The sequence below is a fragment of the Bacillus sp. LQ01 genome (genome assembly GCF_057624735.1).
Genome location: NZ_JBYEZL010000002.1, coordinates 21,611 through 38,809 on the forward strand (window position 1 = coordinate 21,611; position 17,199 = coordinate 38,809).

Genomic DNA, 17,199 nt, shown 5'->3' on the forward strand with positions numbered 1-17,199 from the left:
ATAGAGGAGATCAGAAATATACAAGGAGGTAGTTGTAATGGCTATTGAATGGGTAAAAGAAGGCAATTACGAAGATATTATTTATTCAACATACAATGGTATCGCAAAAATTTCGATTAACCGTCCTGAAGTACATAACGCATTCCGTCCAAAAACGGTAATGGAGTTAATCGACGCTTTTGCACAAGCTCGTGATGATGCAAATGTTGGCGTTATCATTTTAACAGGTGAAGGTGGACGTGCATTCTGTTCTGGCGGCGACCAAAAAGTTCGTGGTCATGGTGGATATGTAGGTGACGACCAAATCCCACGTCTAAACGTATTAGACTTACAACGTCTAATTCGTGCAATTCCTAAACCAGTTATCGCAATGGTAGCAGGTTATGCAATCGGTGGAGGACACGTACTTCATATCGTATGTGACTTAACAATCGCTGCAGAAAATGCTGTATTCGGACAAACAGGTCCTAAAGTAGGAAGCTTTGACGGTGGATACGGAGCTGGTTACTTAGCTCGTATGGTAGGCCACAAGAAAGCTCGCGAAATTTGGTACCTATGCCGTCAATACAGTGCTGGGGAAGCGCTTGATATGGGCTTAGTAAATACAGTAGTACCATTAGAACAACTTGAAGCAGAAACAGTACAATGGGCACAAGAAATCTTAGCAAACAGCCCAATGGCACTTCGTTTCCTAAAAGCTGCATTCAACGCAGACACAGACGGTCTAGCTGGTATTCAACAACTAGCTGGAGATGCAACGTTATTGTACTACACAACTGACGAAGCAAAAGAAGGTCGCGACGCATTCAAAGAAAAACGCAGTCCGGACTTCGGTCAATTCCCTCGTTTCCCTTGATCAAATCAAAAGCGGAGCCGACTGTTTAGCCTCGTAGGCTAAGGTTCTTTCGCACAGAAAGTGTTTTTTACTTTCTCGTGCGGAAGGTTCTTAGACGGAAGGGGCTAGGAGGCGCAGCTAGATGAAACAAAAAGCGGAAGCGGCTCGCTTAGAATATGAGGGGAATGGAGCTTCTGACGTAGAGGCGTTTTTTGCCTCGTAGGAAGAAGTGAAGCCACCGAACATTCTAGCCGCTGTAGCTGGATGAAATTAAAAGCGGAAGCGGCTCGCTTAGAACAAGAGGGCGTTGGAACTCCTGACGTAGAGGCGCTTTTTGCCTCGTAGGAAGGCGTGAAACGACCGACTGTTCTAGCCGCTGTAGCTAGATGAGATCAAACCGGAAACAAAACAACTAAGAGACTTGATGTCACATCAAGTCTCTTTCTTTCATGAAAGGAGAATGTATGATGGAGACGATGCCAAATTGGTTAAAGCAACGTGCATTTTTAACACCAGATCGTACTGCAATTGAAATAGAGGAAGAGAAAGTTACTTTTATGCAGCTGCATGAAAAGGTAGTATCTGTTTGTGAACACCTCACGCATGTAGGAGTGAAGCGAGGGGAAAAGGTGGCTGTTCTGATGAAAAATGGTATGGAGATGATTACAGTTATTCACGCCCTATCGTACGTAGGGGCAGTAGCTGTGCTTTTAAATACGCGTCTTTCAAGAGAAGAGCTACTTTGGCAAATGGATGATGCTGAAGTTATTTGTTTAGTGACCGATCAAGAATTTGATGCTAAAGATGTTCCTGTCTATTCATTCGCCGAAGTGATGAATGGACCAAAAGAGGAAGCCTCTATACAAGAAGAATTCTCTTTAGAAGAAGCGATGACGATTATTTATACGTCAGGGACGACAGGGAAACCGAAAGGCGTTATTTTAACATATGGAAATCACTGGGCCAGCGCGGTTGGCTCTTCGCTTAATTTAGGACTTCGTGATGATGATTGCTGGTTAGCGTGTATGCCGATGTTCCATGTTGGCGGGTTATCTCTTCTAATGAAAAATATTATGTACGGCATGCGCATTTTACTCGTTCCGAAATATGATGCTGATTTTATTCATACAGCACTTCAAACGAGAGGCGTAACGATTATTTCAGTCGTATCAAAAATGTTAACTGATTTATTAGAGAGACTTGGAGAAGAAACATATCCTTCTTCTTTACGATGTATGTTACTTGGCGGAGGACCAGCGCCAAAACCGTTACTCGAAACATGTGTAGATAAAGGAATTCCTGTGTATCAAACGTACGGTATGACAGAAACGTCTTCGCAAATTTGTACGTTGTCCGCAGATTACATGTTAACGAAAGTAGGATCAGCTGGAAAGCCACTATTTCAGTGCCAACTTCGTATTGAAAAAGACGGCGTAGTAGTGCCGCCACATGCGGAAGGTGAAATCGTAGTAAAAGGACCGAACGTAACAGGTGGTTACTTTAACCGTGAAGATGCGACGCGTGAGACTATTCAAAACGGATGGCTTCATACTGGCGACCTCGGTTATTTAGATGAAGAAGGATTTTTATACGTATTAGATCGCCGCAGTGATTTAATTATTTCTGGCGGAGAGAATATATATCCGGCTCAAATTGAAGAAGTGTTGCTGTCCCATCCAGCGATAGCGGAAGCTGGTGTTGTCGGTATGACTGATGATAAATGGGGACAAGTACCCGCTGCTTTTGTTGTGAAAAGCGGGGCGGTAACAGAAGAAGAGATTCTTCGCTTTTGCGAGGAGAAATTAGCGAAATATAAAGTGCCGAAGAAAGCATGTTTCTTAGAGGAATTACCACGTAACGCTTCGGAAAAATTGTTAAGACGAGAGTTAAGAGAATTAGTGGAGGAGAAAGAAACAGTAAACAAAAACATAGACAAAAGTAGGCATATATAATAAAAAGTAATTATGAAACAATATAAACCAAAAGAATTTTCAGAAATGCTTAATGTCTCTGTTAAGACATTGCAAAGGTGGGACAATCAAGGTGTTTTAACTGCTTACCGAAACCAAAAAGGAAGATGATACTATACAGAAGAACAGTATAAGGAATATATGGGTATTCAAGAAGAAAATAAAGTAGGCAAAGTAGTTATTTACACAAGAGTATCAAATCCAGGTCAGAAAGATGATTTAGAAAATCAGGTTGAGTTTTTAAAAACATTCGCAAATGCACGAGGGATGATTGTAGATGAAGTTATCAAAGATATTGGTAGCGGATTAAACTACAAAAGAAAACAGTGGAATAACCTGATTGACAGTTGTATGGAAAGAAATATTTCGACTATCATCATTGCACACAAAGATAGATTTGTACGTTTTGGATATGAGTGGTTTGAAAAGTTTCTTCGTAAAATGGGAGTGGAAATTATGATTGTTAACAATGAAAAACTATCTCCTCAAGAAGAACTTGTGCAGGATTTAATATCTATCATTCATGTATTTAGCGGTAGAATATATGGGTTGAGAAAATACAAAAAGAAAATGTCGGAGGATGAAGATTTATGAAAAGAGCATATTTAATAGAAATCAAACCGACAACTGAACAAGTTAGTAAAATCCGTCAAACTATTGGGGTGTGTCGATATGTATATAACCTGTATATCTCTAAAAATAAAGAGGCATATGAGTCGGATGGGAAATTTCTTAGTGGCTATGACTTTTCTAAATGGTTAAACAACATTCATACAAAAGAGTGTGACCAGTGGATTAAAGAAGTGTCGAGCAAAGCGGTAAAACAAGCGATTATGAATGGAGATAAAGCTTTTAAGCGATTTTTTAAAGGTTTATCTAAGTTTCCACGATATAAAAAAAAGAAGAAGCAAGATGTGAAGTGCTACTTTCCGAAAAACAACAAAACAGATTGGACAGTAGAAAGACATAGAGTAAAAGTCCCTACAATTGGTTGGATAAGGTTAAAAGAGTATGGATATATTTCAAAAAATACAACTGTAAAAAGTGGTACAGTATATCAAAGAGCAGGAAGATACTATGTGTCTATACTCTGTGAAGTGAAAGAGGTAAAACCAAATTCAATTCTCAATGCAGTAGGTATAGGAATTGATTTGGGAATTAAAGACTTCGCTGTACGTAGCGATGGAAAAACTCACAAAAATATAAATAAAACAGTACAAGTAAAAAAGATAGAAAAACGGTTAAAACGTGAACAACGCTCTTTATCACGCAAATTTGAAAATATAAGAAAGAGAGGTGAACAACCTGTTACTAATAAAAGAGCGAATATAAACAAAAATATTCTTAGGGTGCAACAGCTACATGCTAGGCTAGCAAATATTCGATTAGCGTATGTAAAGTCTATTGTAAATGATGTGGTGAAAACCAAGCCAATGTTTATTACAGTAGAAGATTTGAATGTGAAAGGTATGATGAAGAACAAACATCTATCTAAAGCTGTAGCGCAACAATGTTTTTATGCTTTTAAAACATGGTTATCAACGAAATGTAGGGAATATGGAATTGAACTACGGCAAGTGGACAGATTCTATCCATCTTCTAAAATATGTTCATGTTGCGGTCAAAAAAAGTCGGATTTAAAGCTGTCTGACCGAGTATATACATGTGATTGTGGAAATGTAATGGATAGAGATTTAAATGCATCTATCAACCTTTTACAAGCAAAAAAATATACAATACTAACGTAAATAGATTGTATATATGTACGGTGGGCTACATCGGAATTTACGCCTGTGGAGTGTCACAGCAAACTGTAGTAGCAAGTGATTAGCGAGGCAGGGCACGTAGAAGCAGGAATACTCTAAGAATATACATTTGTCTATATTTTTAGTAGCAGATGTAGGTGGAAATAAAAAAAGCGACACTTCATATAACAGAAATGCCACTCGTAATCCCGTTTGCTGCAAGCTACGGAACGTATGAGAAGCGTGAGAGCATCGTTATTAAATTAGAGGATACGGACGGATACATTGGATTTGGCGAAGTCGTCGCCTTCTCTGAACCGTGGTATACGGAAGAAACAGTGAAGACAGCATTGCATGTACTGCAAGATTTTTTATTACCTGATTTATTAAAGGCTGAAATTTCTCATCCGAATGAAGTGCCAAGTTTGTTCCAGCATATAAAAAGAAACCGAATGGCAAAGGCAGGAATAGAAGGAGCTGTTTGGGATTTATATGCGAAGCGACAAAAGAAGTCATTAGCGACATTACTAGGCGGGACTAGACCTGAAATTGAGGTCGGTGTTGTAATTGGTATCAATACAATTCCGGTTATGTTAAAACAAATCGAAAAGTACGCAGAAGAAGGGTACGAGCGTTTTAAAGTGAAAATAAAGCCAGAGCATGACTACGAATTATTGAAAGAGATTCGTAAAGAATTCCCGCACATCCCGTTAATGGCTGATGCGAACTCAGCGTACACGTTAGCGGATACGGAGAAATTGAAACGATTAGATGAATTTCAATTGATGATGATTGAACAACCGTTAGCGGATTACGATTTTCTTGATCATGCACAGCTGCAAAAGAAAATCGAAACGCCAATTTGCTTAGACGAAAGTATCCATAGTTTAGAAGACGCGCGCGTTGCGACTACGCTTGGAAGTTGCCGCATCGTAAATATTAAACCAGGGCGAGTGGGCGGATTAACGGAGTCGATTCAAATCCATGATTATTGTATGAAGCATAATATCCCCGTTTGGTGTGGCGGTATGGTGGAGATGGGGATTTCAAGAGCACAAAATGTTGCGCTTGCCTCATTGCCGAACTTTACGATTCCAGGCGATATATCTGCTTCTAGCAGACATTGGGAGCAGGATATTATTTCGCCGGAAGTGATGCTTGAGGGCGGAAAAGTGATTGTACCACAAAGCGTTGAAGCTGAGTATGAAGTAGACCGCGGAAGGTTGGCGGAGATCACGAAACAGCGAATTGTTTTGGAGCGGTAACTTGAGTCTTTAAAGTAGCGGGCGAATTTCGTTGTTAATTGTCGGTAAGTCGATATATTTCAATAATCGCTGATATAATGCGAGTTACGGTCGATATAATTGAGAAATCGCCGATATAATTCAAGTTATGGTCGATATATTTGGAAAATCGCTGATATAATTTTATTTACAAAGGTTACTCTAACGGGTAACCTTTTCGTATTGTACAAATTGGATAGACTAGTTTACAATCGAGCGTATAAAAGGGGGAGTAAAATGAAGCGCATTTCAATTTTAATAGTGGATGATGAGGCAGAAATTGCTGATTTAATTGAGATACATTTAGAAAAAGAAGGGTACCACGTCGTGAAGGCAGAAGACGGGGAAGAGGCTGTTCATATTATTGAAACGCAGCCAATCGACTTAGTGGTTTTAGATATTATGATGCCGAAAATGGATGGGTATGAAGTGACGCGTCAAATTCGCGCGAAGCACCATATGCCAATCATTTTCTTAAGTGCGAAAACTTCGGACTTTGATAAGGTGACAGGTCTTGTATTAGGTGCAGATGATTATATGACGAAACCTTTTACACCGATTGAATTAGTTGCGCGTGTAAATGCACAATTACGTAGGTTTCTTACATTAAATCAGCCGAAAGTAGCGGAGAATAAATCTGCTTTAGAGATAGGCGGAGTTATTATTGATCCTGAGCGAAGAACAGTGAACGTCTATGGAGAGCAAATTGAGTTAACACCGAAAGAGTTTGATATTTTATATTTATTAGCGAGCCATCCGAAGAAAGTGTATAATGTGGAAAATATTTTTCAGCAAGTATGGGCAGATGGTTATTATGAAGGCGGAAATACAGTTATGGTACATATTCGTACGTTGCGGAAAAAGCTTGGGGAAGATAAAAGAAAGGATAAATTAATAAAAACAGTGTGGGGAGTAGGTTATACTTTCAATGGCTAATATGATGAAAAGTTTTCGATTTAAAATGATTGCCTTATTTGCGTTAAGTATGGTGCTTGCAGCAACTGTAACTTATATAATTTATAAAGGATTGCAGCTGTATTATAAAACGATGGTTCGCTACGAAGAGCCTTTAGCGCAATTTAGGTCAGTGGTAAGGGAATTTGGAGACATTAACTTCTTTTTAATTTTCTTTATTCCGTTATCTATTATCTTTTTCTTCTTTTTGACAAAACCGTATTTAAAGTATTTTAGTGAGATTTCTAACGGGATTCATCATCTTGCGAACGGTAACTTTACGAATAAAGTTCAAGTTTCATCAAACGATGAGTTTGGAGATATCGCACGTGAAATAAATGTTGCGAGTGAAAAGTTAAAAGAAGCGGTGGAAAGAGGAGACTTTGCTGAAAGTAGTAAAGATCAGCTCGTTGTAAACTTAGCTCATGATTTAAGAACTCCATTAACATCCGTGTTAGGGTATTTAGATTTAATTCTTAAAGATGAGAATTTAACAAAAGAACAAATTAAACATTTCTCCACAATTGCATATACGAAATCGCAAAGGCTCGAAAGTTTAATTGATGAGTTATTTGAAATTACACGTATGAATTATGGCATGCTAAAGCTGGATAAAAAGCCGATTGATATAAGTGAACTACTTATACAGTTAGATGAGGAATTGTATCCTTTATTAGAGAAACATCATTTACAAGCTAGGTTGAATATTGATCCTCATTTGCCAATTAACGGTGATGGAAAATTGTTAGCTAGAGTATTTGAAAACTTGTTAACAAATGCCGTTCGATACGGATATGATGGGCAATTTGTTGATCTGAATGGGTATATCGATAATGGAGAAGTTGTCGTACAAGTTATGAATTATGGAGACAGCATTCCAGAAGAAGATTTACCGTATCTTTTTGATATGTTTTATACAGGTGATAAATCGAGAACTGAGAACCGTGGCGGGACAGGCCTTGGACTGTTTATTGCGAAAAATATTGTTGAGCAGCATAACGGTACAATTTCTGCTGAAAGTAATGTAGTTAGAACAATGTTTGAAGTGCGATTGCCAAAAGACGAGAACTTAACAATTTAATAAAAATTTAAACTTTACCCCACTTTTTATTTTAATAGTTTTTTCTATTCTATACGTAAGTTACGTTAAGGAGGAACTAGAAATGAAAAAGTGGGTATTTATTTCTTTTTTTATAGCATGCACAGTATGTGTAGGCTTTTATATATCACCGTTATTTCAAAAGGAAATCGATGTTAAAATTGTCGGAAAAGATGAGCTAGTAAAGGCGGCAAATACCGAGAGGAAAGAGATTACGAAGGAACAAATTTATAAGGGTGATTTATTATTAGTTAATAGGGATTATCCAGTAAAAAAAGATAGTATTAGGTCTGATATTATAAATGTAAATCATAATAGTGAATTAGTAAGAGGCTACGTAATATTTGATAGAAATCTTCGTTTATCAAAGTATGTTGTAAAAAAGTTTTTGAACGTTGTCGATGCGGCTGGAAAAGATGGCGTACAGCATTTCTTAATGAGTAGTGGGTATCGAGATTTTAAAGAACAAAGTAAATTATATAAAGAAATGGGATCTGATTACGCGCTTCCAGCAGGATATAGTGAACATAATTTAGGATTATCACTAGACGTTGGATCAACGCAAAAGAAGATGGAGAAAGCGCCTGAAGGAAAATGGATCGAAGAGAACGTATGGAAGCATGGCTTTGTATTACGTTATCCGAAAAATAAAAGTAACATTACTGGAATTCAATATGAGCCATGGCATATCCGTTATGTTGGCCTACCTCATAGCGCAATTATGCAAAAAAAGAATTTCACACTAGAGGAATATTTAGAGTTTTTAAAAGAGGAAAAAGAGGTTTCAACTGAAGTAGAAGGTAAGAAATATACTGTTTCTTATTATAAAGTTTCTGAGAATACGAAAGTGAACGTTCCAGCAAACAAGCAGTATGAAATTTCCGGGAACAATATGGATGGGGTTATTGTGACGGTTCAGGAATAGAGAAGAAGGCTGTGCCATTTGGGACAGCCTTTTCTTATATAAGAAAGGAATTGACGTTTCTTGTCGGTAAATCGATATTCCTTGTCGAATCGTTGATATATTATAAGTTATGATAGATATAATTGAAAAATCGTTGATATATTGTAAGTTATGATAGATATATTCAAAAAATCGTTGATATAATTTCCTATACTATTACCATTTTGGAGGAGCATCTTTTTATTCACTTTCAAACATTATAACGTTATATTTACTTCTCCCTTTTTTTGTGTTACGCTAAACGTGTGAAAGACATATAAAATGAAACTTTAATGTAAGCGTATTCTTATGGCTTCTTATAGAAAAGGGTGGAAGTACAATGACAGAACGATTCGTACTACGTAATGTAAAACGTGTGAACGGGGAAGAGATTGACATTGTAATTGAAAATAATAAAATCGCACAGGTGACGAAAGCTGGTGCTGGCGAAGGTGGAAAGGTTCTTGATTACTCAGGTACTTACGTATCGAGTGGCTGGATTGATTTGCACGTTCATGCTTTTCCGGAGTTTGATCCGTATGGCGATGAGGTGGATGAAATTGGCGTTAAGCAAGGGGTAACGACAATTGTTGATGCGGGTAGCTGCGGAGCTGATCGTATTGCAGATTTAGTAAAAAGTAGAGAGCAGGCAAAAACGAATTTATTTGCCTTTTTAAATATTTCTCGCATCGGTTTGAAACGAATTGATGAACTATCCAATATGGAATGGATCGATAAAGAGAAAGTGATAGAAGCAGTAGAAAAGTATAAAGATGTAATCGTTGGGTTAAAGGCGAGAATGAGTAAAAGTGTCGTTTGTGATAGCGGAATTGAACCGCTTCATGTTGCACGCTCTTTATCCCGTGAAACATCATTACCAATTATGGTACATATCGGTTCAGCGCCTCCTCACATTGAGGAAGTTGTACCTCTTTTAGAAAAAGATGATGTCATTACACATTACTTAAACGGGAAAGAAAATAATTTATTCGATGAAGAAGGCAAACCGCTACCTGTATTACTAGATGCAGTGAATCGTGGTGTTCATTTAGATGTTGGTCACGGTAATGCTAGTTTTTCTTTTAAAGTAGCAGAGGCGGCGAAGCATCACGGTATTGCTTTTAATACAATTAGTACAGATATTTACCGGAAGAATCGTATACACGGTCCCGTGTATAGTATGGCTCACGTTCTTTCGAAATTCCTTTACTTAGGTTATCCGCTAGAAGAAGTAATTGACGCGGTTACGAAAAATGCAGCAGAGTGGCTGAAAAAACCAGAGCTTGGCCGTATTCAAGAAGGAGATATTGCAAACTTAACTTTATTTACAGTGAAAGATGAGAAGGTTACGTTAATTGATTCAGAAGGGGATCAGCGCATTGCTGAAAGAAGGATTGATACGAAAGGGGTTGTAATCAATGGGTCATTCATTGAATGCTAAGTACGGATTAAAAAGAGTAATTAATGCGAGCGGTAGAATGAGTATTTTAGGTGTATCCGCTCCTACAGATACAGTTATGGATGCGATGAAACATGGTGGACAAAATTATGTGGAAATTGCTGATTTAGTAGATAAAGCGGGAGACCATATTGCGAGAATTCTAGATTCAGAGGCAGCGGTCGTTGTGAACTCAGCATCGAGCGGAATTGCGCTTTCTATCGCTGGTATCGTGACGGAAGGAAATCGCCGTAAAAGTGAAAGACTTCATCAAGAAGTAATCGCGAAAAACGAAGTAATTATGTTAAAAGGTCATAACGTTCAATACGGTGCTCCAGTTGAAACGATGATTTATTTAGGCGGCGGTAAGCTTGTTGAAGTGGGTTACGCAAATGAAGGGAAAGCAGAGCATATTGAAGATGCAATTGGTGAAAATACAGCAGCGATTCTGTATGTGAAATCACATCATGCAGTGCAAAAAAATATGATTTCTGTTGAAGAAGCATGGGAAGTAGCGCAGCGAAATAACGTACCACTTATCGTTGATGCGGCAGCTGAAGAAGACATTCAAAAATATGTGAAGTATTCAGACCTTGCCATTTATAGTGGTTCAAAGGCAATTGAAGGACCTACTTCTGGTATTGTTGGCGGTAAACGAAAATATATCGAATGGCTGAAAGTGCAATTACATTGCATCGGAAGAAGTATGAAAGTTGGGAAAGAAACAACTTTCGGCTTACTTCAAGCGCTTGATGAGTACGGCGTAAAAGAAGATAAAAGTGAGCAAGAAAAAGAATTGCTACAAGTACTTATACCGCTAAAAGAATTAAAAGGTGTAAATGTAACGATCGTTCAAGATGAAGCCGGAAGAGCAATCTTTAGAGCACGTATTCATATTAACGAAAAAGAGTTAAATAAATCGGCAAAAGACGTTGTGACAGCATTACGCGAAGGGGAAATCGCAATCTATACACGTGATTACGGAGTAAGACAAGGATTCTTTGATATTGATCCACGTCCACTTCAAGGTGATGACATACATGTAATTGAAGAAAAATTGAGAGAAATTGTAGGGGGAAACTAAAATGACAAATATTCAAAAACGTTTTTATAAAGGCCGCGTAGCATTAAATGTATTAGCGAACAATACCCGAAATGCGAAAGATATTTTTGAAGCAGCAGAAGGGTATGTAGTAGTGGGGGTATTATCAAAAGACTACCCAACAGTAGAAGAAGCCGTTACAGCGATGAAAGCATACGGAAAAGAAATTGATGACGCTGTATCAATCGGACTAGGAGCAGGAGATAATCGCCAAGCGGCAGTTGTAGCTGAAATTGCGAAGCATTATCCTGGCAGCCATATTAACCAAGTGTTCCCTTCAGTTGGAGCGACACGTGCAAATCTTGGCGAAAAAGATAGCTGGATTAATAGTTTAGTATCCCCAACAGGAAAAGTGGGTTACGTAAATATTTCTACTGGTCCAATTAGCGCAGCTGGAGAAGAAAAAGCAATCGTTCCAATTAAAACAGCAATTGCACTTGTACGTGATATGGGCGGAAATTCATTGAAATACTTCCCAATGAAAGGTTTAGCTCATGAGGAAGAATATCGCGCAGTTGCGAAGGCTTGTGCAGAAGAAGGATTTGCATTAGAGCCAACAGGCGGAATTGATAAAGAAAACTTCGAAACAATTGTACGTATTGCGCTTGAGGCAAATGTAGAGCAAGTTATCCCGCACGTGTACTCTTCTATTATTGATAAAGAAACTGGTAACACGAAAGTAGAAGATGTGCGTGAATTATTAGCAGTCGTGAAGAAGTTAGTTGATCAATATGCGTAAGAAAATTGCAGCATTCGGCGAAGTAATGATGCGCCTGCAAGTACCTGGATATGAGTTATTGTCGCAAGCTAACACATTAAATTACTCCTTTTCTGGTACAGGTGTGAACGTGGCAGCGGCACTTTCTCATCTCGGGCATGAAGGCTTTCTTATTTCAACTTTACCAGAAAATTCGGTTGGAGATGCTGCATTATCTTACATTCAAAAGTTAGGTGTGCAAACCTCACTTGTTTCAAGAGGTGGCAAATATGTCGGCATGTACTTTTTAGAAAATGGATTTGGTGCACGTGCAAGCCGCGTTACGTATTCGAATCGACTAGAAAGTAGCTTCAATACGGCGTCTGAAGAGATGTACCAATTTGAAGAAATTGCTAAGGAAATTGATATCGTTCATTTTTGCGGTATTACACTTGCGATGAATGATACGGTGCGCCATCATATGAAGTCTTTAGCGAGAGCAGTTAAAGAAAACGGAGGAACCGTCGTTTTTGATTGTAATTATCGTCCATCACTTTGGGGAGAAGACGGATATGAACAGGCAAAACCGCATTATGAAGAAATGCTGGGACTTGCTGATATCGTTATGATGAACGAAAAAGATGCAATGTTTGTTTTAGGAATAAAAACCGAAGAAACGGAGCGAGAGGCGCAACTTGTTGATCTTATTCCAAAGGTAGCTGAAACGTATCATATCGCTACAATCGCTGGTACTCATCGCTCTATTAACAGTGATAATACACATTCGCTTCGCGGATTTATATGTAAAGATGGCGCGTTCACTTTTGCAAAAACACTTACGTTTTCTGTATATGATAGAATAGGTGCTGGAGATGCTTATACGAGCGGGATTATTCATGGCGAGATAGAAGAGTTTGCACCAGAGAAAGCTGTTTCATTTGCGTCAGCAGCTGGAATGCTTGCACATACAATCGTCGGTGATACGCCAATGTCATCAGAGAAGGATATACTTCGGGCAATGACGGCATCAGTAGGTGATGTAGAAAGGTAGTGGGTGTAACGGTGAACGTAACGAGAAAAAAAGGACCATTATATTTACAAATAAAAAATATTATTCGTGATCGAATATTGCATGGTGTATATGCGATTCATACGAATATTCCTTCCGAACCGCAGTTAGAAGAAGAGTTCAAAGTGAGCAAAATTACAGTGCGTAATGCGATTAAAGAACTCGCTCAAGAAGGATATTTAGAAAAGAAAAGCGGTAAAGGAACGAAAGTTATCCGCAATACTTCTGCGACAAAGTTGTCAAAAGGTAAGAAATTTACAGAAGTGTTAGTGGAAGAAGGATATAAAGTACAAAAAAAATTGCTAAAAGCAGAAATCGTTCATAATGAAGAAGGAACGGTGCCATTTCGATTATTCGGCAAGGAGAGTTTTCGTATTGAACGTTTATATACGTTAAATGATGCACCTTACATTCATTATACGCACTATTTCTCAGCAGGAATGGCAAGTACAGATTTATCGGACTTTGACTTGCAATCGCTTTATGATTTAGTTGAAGACCGAGGCATTCACTTAGAAAACTTCAGAGATGAATTCGCTGTTGGACTCGCGCCTAGTTTCGTTGCAGAAGTGCTAGGTGAAAAAGAGGGGACAGCGTTATTAAAACGTATGCGCTATTCTTATGATGAAGTTGGCGAAGTAATTGAATATAGCGAAGGCTACTACAATACAGAGATGCAGCATTATGTAGTGAATTATGACGTATAAAAAAGAGGGGATGTTCCCTCTTTTTTTATAAAGTAAAACTTTAATTAGTGGAGGAGGGCATCATCCACTAATTATTAGCTCACACCAATCGGGATAAAAGTAAGGGGAATGGGAGATGGATATATACTTATTAATCGTCACGTTACTTGCGATCACAATTGTTATTTTAGGGGTATCATGGTGGAAATGGCATGCATTTATTAGTTTAACAGTTGCGAGTTTATTTTTAGCCATTATGTCTGGACTGAATGTAACGAAAATAGTGACTGCCTATGAAACTGGTGTTGGTAGTGTACTAGGGCATTTAGTTGGTATTTTAGCTCTCGGAACAATTTTAGGGAAAATGATGTCCGATTCAGGGGCCGGCATGCAAGTGGCAGATTTCTTTATTCGATTTTTCGGTGTAAAGAAACTACCTTGGGCTATGTTATTTGCAGGGTTTGTTATAGGGATTCCCGTATTTTTTGAAGTGGGGATTGTCATTTTATTACCACTCGTTATTTCAATTCGAAAAACGACGAAGCAAAATATATTATTAATTGCGTTACCTGTCATTGCAGGATTATCTATTGTTCACGGGCTCGTACCACCACATCCAGGGGCGATGACAGCAATCGGTATTTATAACGCGAACTTAGGAAAGGTACTTTTATATTCATTAATTATCGCGTTACCAACAGCCATTATCGCAGGCCCAATATTTGCAAAGTGGGTACATAAGAGGGTTATACCTGAAAATGAACCGGAGCTTGTTCGAGTTACGACAGTATCAACTGATTTGCCAAGTCGTAAAGTTTCATTCTTTATTATTTTATTACCAGTTGTATTGATGATTTTATCAGTAGTTGCACCATATATTTCATTACCGAAAAAATTGACTGAATTTTTTGTGTTTATAGGGAGTCCAGTAATCGCCTTACTTATTTCATGTTTCGCAGCATTTTATTTACTTGGTATCAAACAAGGTATTAATAAAAAGATGATTAAAAAATTAACAGATGAAAGTTTATTGCCTGTCGGTTCTATTATTTTAATAATTGGTGCAGGCGGTGGATTTAAACAAATATTAATTGAAAGCGGCGTTGGAACAGCTATTGCACAAATGGCAGAACATATTTCGTTATCACCAATTGTATTAGCTTTCATGGTAGCTGGTTTAATTCGAATTGCAACAGGTTCAGCTACAGTAGCATTAACGACAGCAGCAGGGATTGTTTCACCAGTTATTCAGCACATGTCTGGTGTGAATTTAGAGTTGCTAGTTATTGCAACCGGTGCAGGATCATTAATGTTTTCTCACGTAAATGATGCAGGGTTCTGGCTTGTAAAAGAGTATTTAGGTTTGACGGTGAAGGAAACGTTTAAAACGTGGACGGTACTCGAGACATTGTTATCATTTATTGCATTTGGTTTTGCTCTTTTGTTGAATATGTTTCTTTAGGGAGAAAAGCCTATTTTAATTAATAAAACCCACAGGAGAAATTCAATTTCTCTGTGGGTTTTGCTATTTTTTAATCGTAGTTACTTACAAATATACAGGGCAAGGTGCTTTTTATATCTTTTTTCTATTGTCCTATTATTTAATAGAACGGACATACTGATTTTCTCCATCGTCTTTGACAAAGACTCCTAGCTCATTCAAATCTTTGCGTAAATGCTTCTTTTTTTTCGAGTTTCCTTCTCGAAGGGCATTTCGTCTTTCATACAAAATAGTATTTATGCTTTTATTAAATCGCGCATCCTCTAATTTCCATAAGCTATACTCATGTTTATAAGGATCTTGTTCCACCCAGGGGAAGCCGTGCATTAAGAAAGTATCTTTAATTTTGCTTGGGGTAATGTCAGATGTTTCACGTAACCATTCTCGGTCTTCTTGATCAATGATAACCACTTGACGCTTATCTACAAAAACGGCTTTTACATTTGATCTGGTGATTTGTTTCTTTTGATCGTCCTTATTCACGTGAATGCTTTCCGAAGTAATGTTCATTTTTAAAGCTTCACTATAAATAATTAAAGAAAATAAAATTCCTGCAATAACACCAATTAGCATGAGGATAATAGGAAGCCAGAAGGGATTAATAAAATTTAAAAGTTCTATAATTTTTGAATCAGAAAAGAGAGGAATCTTTTTTATAATCTCTATTAATTTAGGTGAAAAATATCCAATAACGCCTAAAAGGATTGGACTTACTATAGCAAGTAACTTTTCTAAAAAACCTAATCCAATGACAGATGCCTTTTTCATGTGTAGTTCATCCTTTCTTATATATATTTTTTAACCAGGGCATGTTTTAAATAGTGAGTTTTTTCACCATTTTTATGAGCTCATCTGAGTAATTTTCTATGGATATAGATGAATTTGCCTTCAACATTCTTTCTTCGATTGCTCCTAAAATAAATGAAGCTAATGTGTCGGTTTGAAAAGAGTTAGAAAACACACCATTTTGTTGTCCAGTCTTCAAAATATCTAATAACATCGTTCTAAGAGCATCATCTTCGTCGTCGTCTTCGATTCTGTAATAAGGAACATTCTCTTCATTTCTTGCATTAAAGACAATCTCAATTAAGGCAATATTATTTTTGTAATGAGTTTCTTGATAAGTCAAATGTGCTTCAATAAAAGCCTCTAGTTTGTTTATTTCAGATTGGGCTAATAGTACTCGATTACTAATAAATTCATGTTGTTTATCAACTAAAAATTGTAATGTCCGATTCATAAGATAAAGCTTATCGTTAAAATGATAAGAAATAAGTCCAGTGCTAATCTTAGCTTTTTTTGCTACCTTCGTTAAGCTCAAGTTGTTATATCCAACCTCTTCTAATGTATCAATACATGCAAGAATAATTTGTTCACGCCTAGCCTCTGCAATAAAAGAATCAGTCATGCTATTCAACTCCTGATTTATATAATTTGAATGTATAATCAAAAAATTAATTGATCGTTCAATTAAATATTAGTAAGAAATTATTAGTATGTCAAATGTTTTATACCTACATCTTGATAAGGCTCATTTTCTGAAACAAGCCCGTTTTTAGGTAAGCCAAGCTTCCTATTCGCCCTGAAAACATAATATAAATGGAATCCCCTCATTTAGAGCAAGGTGAACTTGTTATGAATGATACTAAAGGAGGAATAGGGTAATGAGCGAAAAGTGTGAACACAGACATGATGATTGTAACCGCAGACATGGTTGCGGAGGCGGTTTTGCGCTTCTAATCGTATTGTTTATTTTATTAATTATCATCGGTGCTAGCTGCTTCGGCGGAGGCGGCGGTTGTGGTTATGGCGGTTACGGCGGCTACGGATATGGTGGCTACGGCGGATATTGCTGCTAATTATTAAAAACTATTGAA

16 protein-coding genes and 1 pseudogene are annotated in these 17,199 nt (G+C 37.6%); 15 read left to right on the plus strand and 2 right to left on the minus strand.

Annotated elements, in window-relative coordinates; genetic code table 11:
• The first annotated feature begins 37 nt into the window (after positions 1 to 37).
• From menB to gntP, 14 genes and pseudogenes are all read left to right on the plus strand, one after another.
• Positions 38 to 856: a 1,4-dihydroxy-2-naphthoyl-CoA synthase gene (menB, locus tag AC22L0_RS12405; protein ID WP_000963886.1), complete on the plus strand. Its 819-nt coding sequence runs from the start codon at positions 38 to 40 to the stop codon at positions 854 to 856.
• Between the two features lie 446 nt (positions 857 to 1,302).
• Positions 1,303 to 2,787, plus strand: coding sequence for an o-succinylbenzoate--CoA ligase (locus AC22L0_RS12410; RefSeq protein WP_170925796.1), 1,485 nt, complete (start codon positions 1,303 to 1,305; stop codon positions 2,785 to 2,787).
• A 12-nt stretch (positions 2,788 to 2,799) separates the two neighbouring features.
• Positions 2,800 to 3,399: pseudogene (locus tag AC22L0_RS12415) on the plus strand (IS607 family transposase).
• Positions 3,396 to 4,553, plus strand: a complete 1,158-nt coding sequence (locus AC22L0_RS12420) for an RNA-guided endonuclease InsQ/TnpB family protein (protein ID WP_000817282.1) — start codon at positions 3,396 to 3,398, stop codon at positions 4,551 to 4,553. Before AC22L0_RS12415 ends, AC22L0_RS12420 begins: the two are co-directional and overlap by 4 nt.
• 155 nt (positions 4,554 to 4,708) lie before the next feature.
• Positions 4,709 to 5,815, plus strand: a complete 1,107-nt coding sequence (gene menC / locus AC22L0_RS12425) for an o-succinylbenzoate synthase (RefSeq protein ID WP_087967170.1) — start codon at positions 4,709 to 4,711, stop codon at positions 5,813 to 5,815.
• A gap of 255 nt (positions 5,816 to 6,070) precedes the next feature.
• Complete coding sequence (locus tag AC22L0_RS12430) at positions 6,071 to 6,769, plus strand: response regulator transcription factor (protein WP_087967172.1); 699 nt, start codon at positions 6,071 to 6,073, stop codon at positions 6,767 to 6,769.
• A complete protein-coding gene (locus tag AC22L0_RS12435) occupies positions 6,762 to 7,868 on the plus strand; it encodes a HAMP domain-containing sensor histidine kinase (RefSeq protein ID WP_061654864.1) in 1,107 nt (368 codons plus the stop codon). Before AC22L0_RS12430 ends, AC22L0_RS12435 begins: the two co-directional genes overlap by 8 nt.
• An 82-nt stretch (positions 7,869 to 7,950) precedes the next feature.
• Complete coding sequence (locus AC22L0_RS12440) at positions 7,951 to 8,811, plus strand: D-Ala-D-Ala carboxypeptidase VanY (RefSeq protein ID WP_000759395.1); 861 nt, start codon at positions 7,951 to 7,953, stop codon at positions 8,809 to 8,811.
• Between the two features lie 358 nt (positions 8,812 to 9,169).
• On the plus strand, positions 9,170 to 10,270 hold the full coding sequence (locus AC22L0_RS12445; RefSeq protein WP_058840199.1) for an amidohydrolase/deacetylase family metallohydrolase: 1,101 nt from the start codon (positions 9,170 to 9,172) through the stop codon (positions 10,268 to 10,270).
• Complete coding sequence (locus AC22L0_RS12450) at positions 10,248 to 11,351, plus strand: DgaE family pyridoxal phosphate-dependent ammonia lyase (protein WP_061654863.1); 1,104 nt, start codon at positions 10,248 to 10,250, stop codon at positions 11,349 to 11,351. Before AC22L0_RS12445 ends, AC22L0_RS12450 begins: the two co-directional genes overlap by 23 nt.
• A 1-nt stretch (position 11,352) precedes the next feature.
• Positions 11,353 to 12,108 carry a 2-dehydro-3-deoxy-phosphogluconate aldolase gene (gene dagF, locus AC22L0_RS12455; RefSeq protein ID WP_000181937.1) on the plus strand — a complete coding sequence of 252 codons (756 nt, stop codon included), beginning with the start codon at positions 11,353 to 11,355 and terminating at the stop codon, positions 12,106 to 12,108.
• Complete coding sequence (locus AC22L0_RS12460; protein ID WP_087967174.1) at positions 12,101 to 13,117, plus strand: sugar kinase; 1,017 nt, start codon at positions 12,101 to 12,103, stop codon at positions 13,115 to 13,117. The genes dagF and AC22L0_RS12460 overlap by 8 nt, the downstream gene beginning before the upstream one ends.
• A complete protein-coding gene (locus AC22L0_RS12465; protein ID WP_061654860.1) occupies positions 13,117 to 13,842 on the plus strand; it encodes a GntR family transcriptional regulator in 726 nt (241 codons plus the stop codon). Before AC22L0_RS12460 ends, AC22L0_RS12465 begins: the two co-directional genes overlap by 1 nt.
• A 115-nt stretch (positions 13,843 to 13,957) precedes the next feature.
• The gene (gene gntP / locus AC22L0_RS12470) at positions 13,958 to 15,283 is read left to right on the plus strand and encodes a gluconate permease GntP (protein WP_000356201.1); all 1,326 of its coding nucleotides are present in this window, start codon (positions 13,958 to 13,960) and stop codon (positions 15,281 to 15,283) included.
• Between the two features lie 135 nt (positions 15,284 to 15,418).
• Here gntP and AC22L0_RS12475 read toward each other — a convergent pair whose 3' ends face one another.
• Together AC22L0_RS12475 and AC22L0_RS12480 are read right to left on the minus strand one after the other, a co-directional pair.
• The gene (locus tag AC22L0_RS12475) at positions 15,419 to 16,090 is read right to left on the minus strand and encodes a YqeB family protein (protein ID WP_000710357.1); all 672 of its coding nucleotides are present in this window, start codon (positions 16,088 to 16,090) and stop codon (positions 15,419 to 15,421) included.
• A gap of 46 nt (positions 16,091 to 16,136) precedes the next feature.
• Entirely contained in the window at positions 16,137 to 16,730 is a 594-nt protein-coding gene (locus AC22L0_RS12480; protein WP_139894696.1) for a TetR/AcrR family transcriptional regulator, read from the minus strand.
• A gap of 256 nt (positions 16,731 to 16,986) precedes the next feature.
• Between AC22L0_RS12480 and AC22L0_RS12485 the strand changes: the two genes are divergently transcribed.
• Positions 16,987 to 17,181, plus strand: a complete 195-nt coding sequence (locus AC22L0_RS12485) for a YjcZ family sporulation protein (protein ID WP_001290395.1) — start codon at positions 16,987 to 16,989, stop codon at positions 17,179 to 17,181.
• Positions 17,182 to 17,199 lie beyond the last annotated feature (18 nt).